14 protein-coding genes and 1 riboswitch are annotated in these 12758 nt (G+C 59.7%); of the genes, 6 read left to right on the top strand and 8 right to left on the bottom strand.

Annotated features, from left to right (window positions below):
* Positions 1 to 70: 70 nt before the first annotated feature.
* A complete protein-coding gene (gene metA, locus IOD40_RS12310) occupies positions 71 to 997 on the bottom strand; it encodes a homoserine O-acetyltransferase MetA (RefSeq protein ID WP_198476842.1) in 927 nt (308 codons plus the stop codon).
* Between the two features lie 53 nt (positions 998 to 1050).
* A riboswitch (SAM riboswitch) is annotated at positions 1051 to 1128 on the bottom strand.
* Between the two features lie 80 nt (positions 1129 to 1208).
* Here metA and hisC point away from each other — a divergent pair.
* Together hisC and IOD40_RS12300 are read left to right on the top strand one after the other, a co-directional pair.
* A complete protein-coding gene (gene hisC / locus IOD40_RS12305; protein WP_198476841.1) occupies positions 1209 to 2312 on the top strand; it encodes a histidinol-phosphate transaminase in 1104 nt (367 codons plus the stop codon).
* A 2-nt stretch (positions 2313 to 2314) separates the two neighbouring features.
* Positions 2315 to 3265 (top strand): prephenate/arogenate dehydrogenase family protein, encoded by a 951-nt coding sequence (locus IOD40_RS12300; protein ID WP_198476840.1) that lies wholly within the window; start codon positions 2315 to 2317, stop codon positions 3263 to 3265.
* Here IOD40_RS12300 and IOD40_RS12295 read toward each other — a convergent pair.
* Positions 3248 to 4225, bottom strand: coding sequence for a DUF2125 domain-containing protein (locus tag IOD40_RS12295; protein WP_198476839.1), 978 nt, complete (start codon positions 4223 to 4225; stop codon positions 3248 to 3250). The two genes, IOD40_RS12300 and IOD40_RS12295, sit on opposite strands and share 18 nt — an antisense overlap.
* A gap of 65 nt (positions 4226 to 4290) precedes the next feature.
* Between IOD40_RS12295 and IOD40_RS12290 the strand changes: the two genes are divergently transcribed.
* Complete coding sequence (locus IOD40_RS12290) at positions 4291 to 4842, top strand: gamma-glutamylcyclotransferase (protein ID WP_198476838.1); 552 nt, start codon at positions 4291 to 4293, stop codon at positions 4840 to 4842.
* On the opposite strand, the gene IOD40_RS12285 is transcribed toward IOD40_RS12290, so the two are convergent.
* From IOD40_RS12285 to ftsE, 4 genes are all read right to left on the bottom strand, one after another.
* On the bottom strand, positions 4799 to 5602 hold the full coding sequence (locus tag IOD40_RS12285) for a lysophospholipid acyltransferase family protein (RefSeq protein WP_198476837.1): 804 nt from the start codon (positions 5600 to 5602) through the stop codon (positions 4799 to 4801). The genes IOD40_RS12290 and IOD40_RS12285 overlap by 44 nt on opposite strands.
* A 102-nt stretch (positions 5603 to 5704) precedes the next feature.
* The gene (locus tag IOD40_RS12280) at positions 5705 to 6394 is read right to left on the bottom strand and encodes a YdcF family protein (RefSeq protein WP_198476836.1); all 690 of its coding nucleotides are present in this window, start codon (positions 6392 to 6394) and stop codon (positions 5705 to 5707) included.
* A 77-nt stretch (positions 6395 to 6471) separates the two neighbouring features.
* The gene (locus IOD40_RS12275; RefSeq protein WP_233713969.1) at positions 6472 to 7428 is read right to left on the bottom strand and encodes a cell division protein FtsX; all 957 of its coding nucleotides are present in this window, start codon (positions 7426 to 7428) and stop codon (positions 6472 to 6474) included.
* 10 nt (positions 7429 to 7438) lie between these two features.
* On the bottom strand, positions 7439 to 8098 hold the full coding sequence (gene ftsE / locus IOD40_RS12270) for a cell division ATP-binding protein FtsE (RefSeq protein ID WP_198476834.1): 660 nt from the start codon (positions 8096 to 8098) through the stop codon (positions 7439 to 7441).
* 180 nt (positions 8099 to 8278) lie between these two features.
* Here ftsE and IOD40_RS12265 point away from each other — a divergent pair, with 180 nt between their 5' ends.
* From IOD40_RS12265 to IOD40_RS12255, 3 genes are read left to right on the top strand one after another with little or no spacing between them, the layout of a single operon-like run.
* Entirely contained in the window at positions 8279 to 8878 is a 600-nt protein-coding gene (locus tag IOD40_RS12265; protein ID WP_198476833.1) for a hypothetical protein, read from the top strand.
* Positions 8878 to 9420 carry a hypoxanthine phosphoribosyltransferase gene (hpt, locus tag IOD40_RS12260; protein ID WP_198476832.1) on the top strand — a complete coding sequence of 181 codons (543 nt, stop codon included), beginning with the start codon at positions 8878 to 8880 and terminating at the stop codon, positions 9418 to 9420. Before IOD40_RS12265 ends, hpt begins: the two co-directional genes overlap by 1 nt.
* 1 nt (position 9421) lies before the next feature.
* A complete protein-coding gene (locus tag IOD40_RS12255) occupies positions 9422 to 9784 on the top strand; it encodes a response regulator (RefSeq protein ID WP_198476831.1) in 363 nt (120 codons plus the stop codon).
* 42 nt (positions 9785 to 9826) lie between these two features.
* Here the strand turns inward: IOD40_RS12255 and IOD40_RS12250 are convergent, their stop codons facing one another.
* Entirely contained in the window at positions 9827 to 10825 is a 999-nt protein-coding gene (locus IOD40_RS12250; protein WP_325099724.1) for an esterase-like activity of phytase family protein, read from the bottom strand.
* Positions 10822 to 12711, bottom strand: coding sequence for a cobaltochelatase subunit CobT (gene cobT, locus IOD40_RS12245; protein ID WP_198476830.1), 1890 nt, complete (start codon positions 12709 to 12711; stop codon positions 10822 to 10824). Before cobT ends, IOD40_RS12250 begins: the two co-directional genes overlap by 4 nt.
* Positions 12712 to 12758 lie beyond the last annotated feature (47 nt).

Here is a 12758-nt window from a genome sequence, read left to right as displayed (position 1 = left end):
AAGGCGCGTCGTACCGAAACGCCATTTCATTGAAGGGGTTCCTGCCTGGACAACTCGGAAAGGCTGCAGGTTAGCTCCGTCCCTTGCCGATCTCGTTCAGATCGTAGGTTGTCGTCTGATAAACCTGGTTGATCCAGTTGCCGAACAGAAGGTGCGCGTGCGAACGCCAGCGATTGAGCGGCGGGCGCGCAGGATCATCGTCCGGATAATATTCGTGCGGCACATCGATCGGAACGCCCGTTGCGACGTCACGATCATACTCTTCCTTAAGCGACGTGGAATCGTACTCGATGTGATTGAACATGTAGAGGCGGTTTGCCCGCTGCTCAGCCAGCATGCAGGGCCCGGTTACCTCGGATTCCATCAGCAATTCCAGCTCGGGATTGGCCCGGATGTCCTGCGATCGAACCTCGGTCCAGCGCGAGACGGGGATCGCGAAGTCGTCCGAAAAGCCCGTCAGATACGGCGATGCCGGCGCGTGGTTCTTGTGACGGAAGACGCCAAACGCCTTTTTGTCGAGCTGATATTTCGGGATCCGGTGGAAGTGCCAGGCAGCCGCCATCGCGCCCCAGCAGATGAAGAAGGACGAATGTACGTTGGTCGTCGTCCAGTCGAAGATCTGCGTGAGTTCGTCCCAGTAGTTCACCTCTTCGAAGTCGAGCTTTTCGACGGGCGCACCGGTGACGATGAAGCCGTCGAACTTGCGCTGCTTCACCTCCTCCCAGGTCTGATAGAAGGCGATGAGGTGCTCCTCGGAGGTGTTTTTGGCGGCGTGACTGCCAATGCGCACCAGCGTCAGCTCCACCTGAAGGGGTGATGCGCCGATGAGACGAGCGAACTGCGTCTCCGTGCGTATCTTGTTCGGCATCAGGTTCAGCAGGCCGATCTGAAGCGGCCGGATATCCTGCCTCAGCGCGGTGCGCTCATCCATCACCTGAACGCCTTCTCTGACAAGAATGTCGTGGGCGGGTAGCTGGTCAGGGATCTTGATGGGCACGGCTCGACTCCAGAAACAAAAAAACCGGCGGCAATAGGCGACCGGTCCCAACGGAGTTGCTGCGATCGGTCATTTAGCAACTTATTTTACGTGGCTGCAAGCCGACCGGCCAAATCACCACGGAACGCGGCATATTTAGGTACGCCGAACCTTTGCGTCAACGCCAAAGACTTGATAGAGGCAAGCACACCTATCCAACTGGACAATAGCAATGACCACTGAGCTTCGCCCTGAACCGCGCCCTGGCGTGATGGAGATCGACGCCTACGTGCCCGGCAAGAGCCACGCGCCGGCCGGCGTGACCAAGGTCTATAAGCTTTCGTCCAACGAAAATCCCTTTGGCCCCTCCCCGCATGCCATCGCCGCTGCACAGTCAGTTGCCGAGAAACTGGCTCTGTATCCGGACGGCTCTTCGAGGAAGCTGCGCGAGGCGATCGCAAAGACGCACGGCCTCAACGTCGGCAATGTCATGGCCTTTAACGGCTCCGACGAAGCGCTGGCGCTGCTGACCCGCATCTATGTCGGCGAAGGCGATGAGGGCATCTACAGCCAGTACGGCTTCCTTGCTTACCCGATCTACATTCGTGCGGTCGGTGCAAAGCCCGTCATTGCGCCCGAGACCAATGAAACGGCCAATGTCGACGCAATCCTTTCCTGCGTGACCGAAAAGACGCGGATCGTCTTTCTGGCGAATCCCAGCAACCCCACCGGCACATACTTGCCGTTCGAGGAAGTTCGCCGCTTGCACGCCGGACTGCCGAAGAACGTCTTGCTGGTCATCGACGCGGCCTATGCCGAGTTCGTACGCCGCAACGACTATGAAGCGGGTGTCGAGTTGGTCGCCGCGAATGAAAACGTCGTCATGACCCGCACCTTCTCGAAGGTGCATGGCTTGGGCGGCGCGCGGATTGGCTGGTGCTATGGGCCAACCCACATCATCGATGCGCTGGAGCGCGTCCGTGACCCGTTCAACGTCAACGCTATGGCCATTGAGGCCGGTACGGCCGCGATCCTCGACCGGGCGCATGTCGACAGCTGTGTCAGCCACAATGAAGAATGGCTCGAATGGACGAGCGAGGAACTGCGCAAGCTGGGCCTGCGGGTGACGCCAAGCGTTGCCAATTTCATTCTTATTCACTTTCAGGAAGACGGGAAGCACACCGCCGCAGCGGCGGATGAGTATCTAAGCGCACGCGGCTATATTCTCAGGCGCGTTGCGGCTTACGGCCTTCCCGACGCGCTGCGTATGACGATAGGCACCGAAGAAGCCAATCGCGGCGTAGTCGCCGCACTCGCGGATTTCCTGAAAGACTAAAAATGACAACGAAGATGTTTGACCGCATCGCCCTGATCGGGATCGGCCTGATCGGATCATCAATTGCACGCGTAATTCGCCGCGAAGGCCTCGCTGGCGAGATCATCATATCAACACGCAGAGCCGAAACTCTCGCACGGGCAGAAGAACTTGGCCTTGGCGACCGCTACGAGCAAAGCGCAGCCGAGGCCGTCAAAGACGCTGACCTCGTCATCGTTTCCGTGCCTGTCGGCGCCTCGGGTGCTGTCGCGAAAGAGATCGCGAGCTCGCTTAAGCCAGGCGCGATTCTCACCGATGTCGGCTCGACCAAGGCTTCGGTGATCGCACAGATGGAACCGTACGTTCCCTCCAACGTCCACTTCATTCCAGGACATCCGATCGCCGGTACGGAGCGCTCAGGTCCTGACGCTGGCTTTGCCGAACTTTTCCAGAACCGCTGGTGCATTCTGACGCCCCTGCCCGGGTCCGACGAAGCGGCAGTTGCAAAGCTCGCGGATTTTTGGACCGCCTGTGGCTCCAATATCGACACGATGGATCCCAACCATCATGACATGGTTCTGGCGATCGTCTCGCACCTGCCGCACATTATCGCCTACAACATCGTGGGCACCGCGGACGATCTGGAGACGGTAACCAAGTCGGAAGTCATCAAGTACTCCGCGTCAGGTTTCCGTGACTTCACCCGTCTCGCGGCCTCTGACCCGACCATGTGGCGCGACGTATGCCTCCACAACAAGGATGCAATCCTCGAGATGCTTGCGCGCTTTTCGGAAGATCTCGCTTCACTCCAGCGCGCAATCCGATGGGGCGATGGAGATAAGCTCTTCGACATGTTCACCCGTACGCGCGCCGTTCGGCGCTCGATCATCGAGGCAGGTCAGGAAGTCGACGCACCGGACTTCGGACGTATCGCTGTCGCTAAACCCGCTGAGGCCTCACAGGGGCGGGATTGACCCCAGCGAGATGAAGCCAAGGCTGACCTTGCCGCGCGTAATCTTCAGCGGCAGGGTCGGCTCTTCGCCGATCATCGCGATCCCTGTGACTGCCATTTCAATCTCACGCCGCTGGTCCGGCATCAGCTCGATCAGCAAATCGCCGATCGCACGCGGATTGCGCACCTTAACTTCGAGATTTGCGTCGATCAGTCCGTCTGCTCCAATCGCGAATGGCCCTGCCACGCTCGCACCACTTCCCTCGGCGTCGATGGACAGCGTGAGGTTGCGGATATCCACCTGGGAATCGCGGCCACCTGCCTGCCACCTCTGCACATAAACATCTGCAAGCCCCGCAAGTGGAGGCAGCTTATCGGTACCGATAAACTCCGGGTCGAGCATAAGCTGGCCAAACCGCGCCGCCAGGTCATATCCCTCAGGCGCAGGGCGGGCATGAAGTTCGGCCGTCCCGGCCTGTGCGATCAAGGGCGCGACCGCTCCAACCTCATCCAACCGAACCTCGACATTCCGTCCCTCGATCGAGACCCGCTCGGGCAGCGGCGAAGCCAGGCGAACGCTTGCCCGCATCGTTTCCCATTTGAGGTCGAGCGAGGGGATACCAGGTGTTTCTAATGTAGCAGGCCCGTCAAGCTCGCCAATGACCAGATTAGGCCGATAGACCTGCGCAGCAGATCTGAACTCACCGGCCTGAAAGCGAATCGCCGCTTTCGGGTCCTCAAACATCACGGACCGACAGAACACGCCGATGCGGAACGGATAGCCCCGAGCTTCCAGGTTCTCACAGTTGGCACGACGACCGCTGCGGTTCGCGTCGCTGACAGCTGTCTGAACGCGCTCCTCAAGCTGGCCTGCTGCATAGAACCAGCCGCCGGTGTAAAGTGCGATTGTTCCGGCAATCGCAAGCGCAAAGAACATGAAGCGCCTGCTGGTGTTTACCGGTTTGTCCTTGCTTGACGCCATGGTGCGGCTCTCGCTAACCCTCAACGGTCGGCATTTAGCCGATCTACGATTCCTGGATGTGCGATATGGGCGATTTTTGGGTGTTTGGCTATGGCTCGCTGATGTGGCGGCCGGGCTTTGCCCATAGGGAAACGCAAAAGGCGCATCTTTCCGGCTATCGCAGGGCGTTGTGCATCACGTCACATATTCATCGCGGCTCCGTGGAAAAGCCGGGCCTTGTGCTTGGACTTGATCGTGGTGGATCCTGCGTCGGCCTTGCCTTTCGAGTGCCAGGAGAGCTGACTGACGAGGTCATGGCCTATCTGCGCCAACGTGAATTGATCACCAACGTCTATCTGGAAAAACGCCTGCCGATTCGCCTCGAAGACGGCTCACGCGTTCAGGCTGTGACCTATGTGACCGATCGTTCTCATATTCAATATGCCGGCCAGGTGGACGTCGAAGAGGCTGCACGCCGCGTCTGCGGTTCGGTCGGCCTTTCAGGGCGAAACGAAGACTACGTCTTGAACACCATCCAGCACCTGACGGCGCTCGGCATTCGCGACCGCTGGCTCGAAAACGTCGCCCGGCACCTTACTTTGCCGGACGAGCAGGAAGCTCCACCCCAAGCTCCTTAAGTCGCTTGATCGCCGTGTCGGGCATCGCCGGGGGATTATCCGACGTCGCTGCGTCAATCAGAAACGCATCGCACCCGGCCTCGGTCTCAGCGATCAGCCGCTTCATGAACGCGTCCTTTTCCATGCCTGGTTCAATAGGTGGCAGGAAGCGAGCCTTCAGGGTACCGGGAAAGCGCAAGAACTTACGGCGCGGCCAGTAAAGGCCAGCAACGTGAGCAACCGGAACCACAGGCACGCCCAGCGCGGCATAAATTTCGGCAATACCCCATTTATACGCAGGCTCAGCGCCCGGTGAGCGGCGAGTACCCTCTGGATAGATGATCAGCTGACGGTTATCCGCCATGCGCTCCTTGGCAACCACCAGCGCCTGCTTCAGCGCCTTGGAACGGCTGCCACGGTTGATCGGGATCATCTTCATCTTGCCGATGTACCAACCGAACATCGGGATCCAGGTGAGTTCCCGCTTCAGGATGTAAACCGGGTCCTTCAAGTACGGGAAGAACGCGATCGTATCCCAAAAAGACTGATGCTTCGGCGCGAGAATGAATGGGCCGTCTGGAAGGTTTTCCAGCCCGTCAATCTCGGTCTTGGTTCCCGCGAGCCACTCTTGCAGCTTCAAGCTTGTTCGCGACCAGAACCTTGGCACGAACCACGCCTTATGACGCGGTGCCAGGAAGTAGAACGGAGTGAACACGATCATCTGGACGATCAGGTTCAGATAGAAAGCGGCATTGAACGCCAGCGACCGAATAACGAGCATGAGACGTGCCTGAAGATTACCGTGCGGATCGTTGGTTACACCAGACGCGGGCAAAGGGGAATGCAGAGCTCGCAATCAGCTCTGTTCGATTCCTCTTCGGGCTCAGCCCGCATCCTGTCTCCTCAGATCTGGCAGCACGCCCCTTCCAAGGGCCGCAACGTATTTGGCGTATTCGGTGAAGAGGACTCGAAGCGCAGCGCGGTTGGTGAACCACTCGCCGCCTTCCAGCTGGGTGTTGACGACCGGATAGGGCAGCAGCTCGACGTCGCTCATGTAGCGCTTCAGTTCAAGCAGGCTGCGCGGCATGTGGTAGTTGTTCGTCACGATGATGATCGTGTCCCAGCCCCGGCTATCGACCCACTTTGCGCTCTCCTCGGCATTGCCGATGGTGTCCAGCGCCGTGTGGTCGAGATCGACGCAACACGAGAAGAGCTTCGCGTCGCCCCCCGTGGCGCGCCTCAAATCCGCGAGCCCTGCAGATGGGTGGACGCCGCTGATCAGCAGCCGCCTCCCCTTGCCTGACTGGAGCAATTCGACTGCGGACGAAAGGCGTTTTTCGCCGCCAGTCAGCACGATGATCGCATCCGCGTTGGAAATATCGGTCGGGGTCGAAAGACGAGCGACATGCGTTGCGAACGCTGCAAAACCACCCAGAAACGCGAGCGTCGTCCCCACGACAAGCAGAAGAAGCCACGAAAGAATGCGGCTCACCGGACGGCGGCGGCGCGCCGGCGGTTCATAGAGGTCGCGCTCATTCCCGCGCGACGCCTTTCTGTCGACTGGCCCCGTCATGCTCGTATGGATACCTGCCAATATCGGCGTTGAACAGGTATTTGAGTGTGCCGCTGATGGCGCAAGAATGGTCTTTCTCAGGCGTTATGGCTCGGATCGATGTCCCCGAGATAGGAGACAACAGTGACATGTGAGGTCACCGCCGTCAGCGCGCCGATCAACAGGACGACAAGGGCGACGCCGATATAGCCGGCGCTGCCAATGGCGAAATTACCGAAAAGCGCGGTGGCCTGATCGGCTTCGGGCGTGGCTAGGTTCCAAGAGGACCACCAGGAAAAGCCAATGAATACGATGATCGCAGCGATCCCGCCTCCAGCCGCGCCTTTCATGCCGGTCAAAAGAAAGTGACGCCGGAATTGGCCGGCGATGAAGCCCGCTTCGGCACCTACAAAGTGCAGAACCTCGATTATGTGCCCATTCCCCGACATCGCGCCGCGGGTCGCAAACACAATGGCGAGGACCGTTGCCACCAGCATCAGAACCAGAACAGAGAACCCGATCGTTACGGTGGTATTCGCCATCGCGATCAACCGGTCGACCCATGTTCGGTGGTCATCGAGCGTTGCTTGCGGGACCTCACCGATCACAGCCTGACGCAAGGCAGCGAAATCCGGCGGATTCGCCGGGTCGATGGTGACGATGACGAGGCGGGGAACCGGCAGTTCGTTAATATCAAATCCCGTTCCGAGCCAGGGCTCGAGCAGCCGGATCGTCGCATCTCGCTCGACGATCCTCGCCTGCCTCACACCGGGGAAGGAGGCGGCTACCCGCTGAGCGGAGGCGAGAGCTGCCTCCATGTCGAGGCCTTCAATCGGCTTGATCTGCACTGTCGCCTCGCGGGCGATCTGTGTTTGCCACATGGCGGCGGTATCGCGAACCAGCGTGACGGCACCAAGCGTCAGGCAGGAAAGAAACGTCATGATCGCAATCACCAGGATCAGCGCATGACCTGCCACATTTGCTGGCGGCACAATCGGCGCCTGCTTGCGATGGGATCGTGCCGCTGCCATGCGTCGCAACGGTGCTCCTGGCATGGTCGCCGGATCAGTCATGGATCTCAAGCCTCCCGCCAGACAGAACCATCCGGCGCGCATCTACCTGTTCCATCAGCGCAACATCGTGGGTTGCGATGACGACGGCCGTACCAAGGCGGTTGAGCTCGATGAAAAGGCGCAGCAGGCGCCGCGCCAGCGGCGGATCGACATTTCCGGTCGGTTCGTCCGCCAGGAGGATTTCCGGCTGCTCGATCAGCGCCCGCGCAATCGCAGCGCGCTGCTTCTCACCTCCCGACAGAACCGGCGGCAAGACATGCATACGTTCGCCAAGCCCCACCCACTTCAGCAATTCAATGACGTCCGAGCGATAGCTCGCTTCCTCTCGCCCACGCACGCGCAGCGGCAACGACACGTTCTCGTAGGTCGTCATGTGGTCAAGCAGGCGAAAGTCCTGAAACACGATGCCAACGCGCCGGCGCAGCATAGGCAGTTCATTTCTGGGGATACGGGACAGGTCTCGCCCGAAAACCGTGATCAGACCGCGCGTCGGCTTGAGCGACATGAACAGCAGGCGAAGCAAGGTCGTTTTGCCCGCACCAGACGGGCCGCTCAAAAACTGGAAAGAGCGCTCGGGCAGGTGGAACGAGATGTCGCGGAGTATCTCCGGTCCCATCCCATATCTGAGGCCGACATTCTCGAAGCGGATCACCGGAAGTCCTTGTTCATCAACGGTTTGACCGGAGCGCCCCGCGAATTTTTTGCTAAGTCCCGAACTTCGCCCCCGCATGGTTAATGTGAGGTTAACAAGTTCACTCATGTGCCATTTGCAGCGAAGCGTTAACCTATAGAGGCTACCCACTCGGATAAGCGCAAGAGGACGGTCGGTCGCATGAGCAACGACAAACCACGCCCGGTTTCCGGCGAAATCATGACCGACGCCCGCACACGCACAACCTTCATCCGCAATGGGTCGGATGCCGTCGACGCAGAGTTTGAACAGTGCCCTACGCCTTCGCAGGAACCCTCGAGGATATCTCCCGTTTTTGCGACCGAAGGGCTCGGCTTTCTGAGGCCCGGAGATAAGGCAGCATTAGAAGGACGAACCAAGACGCTTCTCTTCTGGCTGATTGGTATCTGCCTTGTCGTCTTGGCCTTCTGGAGTTCCGGTGGCCGTGCGCTTGTTAAGGCTGCAGCCGGCAAGCAGGTAGGGCTAAGCCTCGACGGGATCAGCAGCCGCTTCGAAAAGCATAGCGGACGAGATGTGCTTTTCCTTGAAGGACAAGTCGAGAACCGCGGATCGGCAGTCCGGACTTTGCCAATATTGGAGATCGTGGTGAGATCAAATTACGGGGTCATGACGAATTATTATTTGGGGACAAACCAGGTGGCGCTCGCCTCCGGCGAACGCTACTCCTTTTCCAGCCGGATGGCGGCCTCTAAGACTGGGGTCGAGACTGTCTCCGCAGCATTCCAGGAGTTCCAGCGCTGATGCCTATTGTACGCGGCAAGGATATCGAGGTCCTGTTCAGCGCCTCGACAATCGCTCGACGGAACCTCGAACTCGCCAAGGCAATCGCCGAGCGGGAATACGAGGATCTGCTCGTCATCTCGATTCTGAAGGGGTCCTTCATCTTCGCTGGAGACCTGATCCGCGCGATGCATGACACCGGCCTGTCACCCGAGGTCGAGTTCATCTTCATCTCGAGCTATGGCACCGGCACCACCTCCGGTGAGGTCCGGGTTCTGCGCGACATCGACAATGAGGTGAAGGGACGCGACGTCCTCCTCGTCGACGACATTCTCGAATCAGGCAAGACACTGAAGTTCACCCGCGATCTGATGCTGTCGCGCGGCGCTAAGAGCGTGTCCATCGCGGTGCTCCTCGACAAGCGCGAGAAGCGGCAAACCGAGCTGGACGCTGACTTTGTCGGGTTTGAGTGCCCCGACTACTTCGTCGTGGGTTACGGCATGGACGTCGCCCACGCATTTCGTGAACTTCCATTTGTAGGTATCGTCAAGGGAGACGCCTGAAGTGGCTCGCATTCTGATTGTAGAAGACGACGTCTCGGTCCGCACCTTCACCGCGCGCGCAATTGCTGCCGCCGGGCACGAAGTCGAAACTGCCGAAGATGGCGATCTCGGCCTTTCTCAGATCAGGGAAGCGGAAGGCAGCTATGATCTGGTGCTGTCAGACATTCGTATGCCGGCAATGGACGGCATCGAGATGGCCAAGCGCGCGGCAGTCGAGTTTCCTGGACTGAAGATCCTCTTGATGACCGGCTATGCGGAGCAGCGCGAGCGCGCTTCGGACCTTGAGCGGATCATCGTTGATGTCGTCCCGAAGCCATTCACGCTGATGGAGATCCGCAGCAAGGTGCAGCTGGCGCTGCAGTAGGGCTTACGAAAAGGAGCAGCCGGCGAACATGTTCGGCTGCTCTCACTCCCGCAGCACGAACTCAAGATAGAGGGTGCGCTGCAAGAACGACTGGTTGTCGTCAGACACAACGGAGACCACAAGCTCTCCATCCTCGCGCTGCCAAACGTCGATGGCTTCCATGTTATCGATACGCGCAGATAAATCGGCGTCGATGAGCACTTCGCCATCGATGACAGCTCCCGGCTTGATCTTGCTGCCATCAATGCGCCTCATGCGCATTCCGACACTGATCGGCCGGGTGAAGCGCCGCTCCAGCAAGAGCAGATCGCCATCGGGCAGGAACACGCCGTCGGTCACGTCGAAATCATCGCGCCGCTTTACCTTGAAGATGCCCTTGCGCGGTCCTTCCAGCACAGAGGCGAAGATATTGCCCTCCTGATCAATGCTGCGCTCGGCAATTACAATGCGTGCACCTTGTAGCGCGGAGCCCGCAGGGCCTCGAGCAACCGTTTCCATCCCGCTATTGTAACGCAGTTCCCGTCGCGGGATCAGGAAGTCGAGATCGCGGAGCGGCGCACCCGCGCCATGGGCACTGATCGGGTATTCCGTGACGCGCGCTAGTCGCTCGAAGGAGACGGTTGCAACGCCCCCGTGTACGTCCAGCCCCTCCGCGTCGACGTAGTGCTTGTCCGAAATGACATTTCCCGCAGCGTCGACAATTGGCTGCTTACGAAAATCCGATACGCCGACCGGGATATTCCCATCGCGCTCGACGGAACCGAAAAACCAGTAGCCATGGTCCGACACGCCAATGAATTGCCCACCGGGTTCGGTGAACCGGAATGCCGACATCTGTCCGAATTTGGAAGCACGCGAACGAAGTTCAAATCCGCCAACGAATTCGAGTTTGCCGAAACGGACCTGACTTGAGCCTGCCGCAAAGGTTGAGAACGGGATCGAGCGCGTCTCGACCGTGACGGGCGCGCTGCTTTCAGCAAGAGCCAGTGGAGCGCACCAAGCGCTGAGACCTAGTCCCAGCGCAAGTGCCAGAGGCTTCACGCTCGACGGCTCAGGCGGCGCGTGTCACGTCTTGTCTCTTCGCCGAACAGAGATGCAAGTTGCTCGGTCATCGCGCCTGCCAGTTCCTCGGCATCGACGATTGTGACGGCCCGGCGATAGTAGCGGGTCACGTCATGGCCGATGCCAATTGCCAGCAATTCGACTGGCGAGCGCGTCTCGATCAGTTCGATCACACCGCGAAGATGCTTCTCCAGATAATTGCCCGGATTGACCGAAAGCGTGGAATCATCAACAGGCGCGCCGTCAGAGATCACCATCATGATCTTGCGCTGTTCAGGGCGCGCGATCAGGCGCTGATGTGCCCACAACAGCGCCTCGCCGTCGATGTTTTCCTTGAGCAGCCCCTCGCGCATCATCAGGCCAAGATTGCGGCGTGCACGACGCCACGGAGCGTCAGCCGACTTGTAGATGATATGGCGAAGATCGTTCAGCCGGCCCGGATTGGCGGGCTTGCCTTCCTTGAGCCACTTCTCGCGTGACTGCCCGCCCTTCCAGGCGCGCGTGGTAAAGCCAAGAATTTCAACCGACACGCCGCAACGCTCCAGCGTACGCGCGAGAATATCTGCGCAGGTGGCGGCAACGGTGATCGGGCGTCCACGCATCGAACCGGAATTGTCGAGAACCAGCGTGACCACGGTGTCCCGGAACTGGGTGTCGCGCTCCCACTTGAATGAAAGCGGCTGCATCGGGTCGATCACAACTCGCATCAGGCGAGCCGTATCAAGAACACCCTCTTCAAGGTCGAAGTCCCAGGAGCGGTTCTGCTGCGCCATCAGGCGGCGCTGGAGACGATTGGCGAGCCGTCCAACGACGCCCTGCAGATTTGCCAGCTGCTTGTCGAGGAAGGCGCGCAGGCGCTCGAGTTCTTCTTCGTCGCAGAGTTCCTCTGCGCCGACCGTTTCGTCAAACTCGGTGGTGTAGACCTTGTAATCGATTTCCCGAGGAAGGTTTGCGAAGGGGTTGTCCTGGCGCTTGGCCTCGCCAGGCGTCTCGGAATCCAGATCCTGATCGTCAGACAGATCATCGGCGCTCGCGTCAGAAGACTCGCTCTCGCCCGACTCCTGGTCCTCGCTTGAGGTATCGCTTTCCTCAGCCTGTGAGTCCTCCGAGCCGGAATCATCCTCTCCGCCTTCTTGCGACTCTTCCTCGCCCTGCGGGGAATCGTCGTCCTCGTTCTCGTCTTCCGTTTCCTCGTCTTCGCCGAGTTCCTCAGCCATCTCCATTGAGGCGAGCATGTCGCGTACGACACGTGCAAACGCCTGCTGGTCTTCGAGTTTGTCGGCCAGGCCATTGAGATCAATGCCTGCCTTATCCTCAATCCACGGACGCCAAAACTCAACCACCTGCCCGGCGCTCGCAGGCGCAGGGCGGCCCGTCAGACGCTCACGCACCAGCAGGGCAAGCGCGTCTTCCAGCGGGGCTTCCGACTGCTCGGTTATGGCAACGTAGTTGGCCTTCGCGTAGCGATCTTCCAGCATCTGGGCGATGTTGTCGGATACGCCCTGCATGGCGCGGCTGCCGATCGCCTCGACGCGGGCCTGCTCGACCGAATCGAAGATGGACCGCGCCAGCTTCCCCTCAGGGGCAAGTTTCATATGGATGCGCGGATCGTGGCGGGCGCGGCGCAAAGCCATCGAATCGCCCATGCCGCGAGTGACGGCAATATCCGTTGCCGTTGCTTTCTTAGGCAGCTCCGGCAGTCGAGCAATGGTGCCCGCGAGAACCGGCTTGTCCTTGCTGAACGACACCTCCAGCTCGTTGTCGCCGGAAACGGCGCGCATGCAGACGGACACCGCCCGCTTGAACACGTCGACGTCCCCGCCCCTTACCGAGCGATTGCGCGTATTATCTCCGGGACCTGCCATCTAGATCGTTCCTGTGCCGCGGTGATGCGACGAGCACCACCGCCCCA

Source organism: Aquamicrobium zhengzhouense (assembly GCF_016124105.1).
Taxonomy (GTDB): Bacteria; Pseudomonadota; Alphaproteobacteria; order Rhizobiales; family Rhizobiaceae; genus Aerobium; species Aerobium zhengzhouense.
Note: the sequence above shows the minus strand (reverse complement) of the source record. Positions and strands in the feature narration are given on the sequence as shown.

Bases quoted from the DNA above. Each gene is read 5' to 3' on its own strand.
- hisC (WP_198476841.1), top strand. From the start codon at position 1,209: ATGACCACTGAGCTTCGCCCTGAACCGCGCCCTGGCGTGATGGAGATC.
- IOD40_RS12300 (WP_198476840.1), top strand. From the start codon at position 2,315: ATGACAACGAAGATGTTTGACCGCATCGCCCTGATCGGGATCGGCCTG.
- IOD40_RS12295 (WP_198476839.1), bottom strand. From the start codon at position 4,225: ATGGCGTCAAGCAAGGACAAACCGGTAAACACCAGCAGGCGCTTCATG.
- IOD40_RS12290 (WP_198476838.1), top strand. From the start codon at position 4,291: ATGGGCGATTTTTGGGTGTTTGGCTATGGCTCGCTGATGTGGCGGCCG.
- IOD40_RS12285 (WP_198476837.1), bottom strand. From the start codon at position 5,602: ATGCTCGTTATTCGGTCGCTGGCGTTCAATGCCGCTTTCTATCTGAAC.
- IOD40_RS12280 (WP_198476836.1), bottom strand. From the start codon at position 6,394: ATGACGGGGCCAGTCGACAGAAAGGCGTCGCGCGGGAATGAGCGCGAC.
- IOD40_RS12275 (WP_233713969.1), bottom strand. From the start codon at position 7,428: ATGCCAGGAGCACCGTTGCGACGCATGGCAGCGGCACGATCCCATCGC.
- IOD40_RS12265 (WP_198476833.1), top strand. From the start codon at position 8,279: ATGAGCAACGACAAACCACGCCCGGTTTCCGGCGAAATCATGACCGAC.
- hpt (WP_198476832.1), top strand. From the start codon at position 8,878: ATGCCTATTGTACGCGGCAAGGATATCGAGGTCCTGTTCAGCGCCTCG.
- cobT (WP_198476830.1), bottom strand. From the start codon at position 12,711: ATGGCAGGTCCCGGAGATAATACGCGCAATCGCTCGGTAAGGGGCGGG.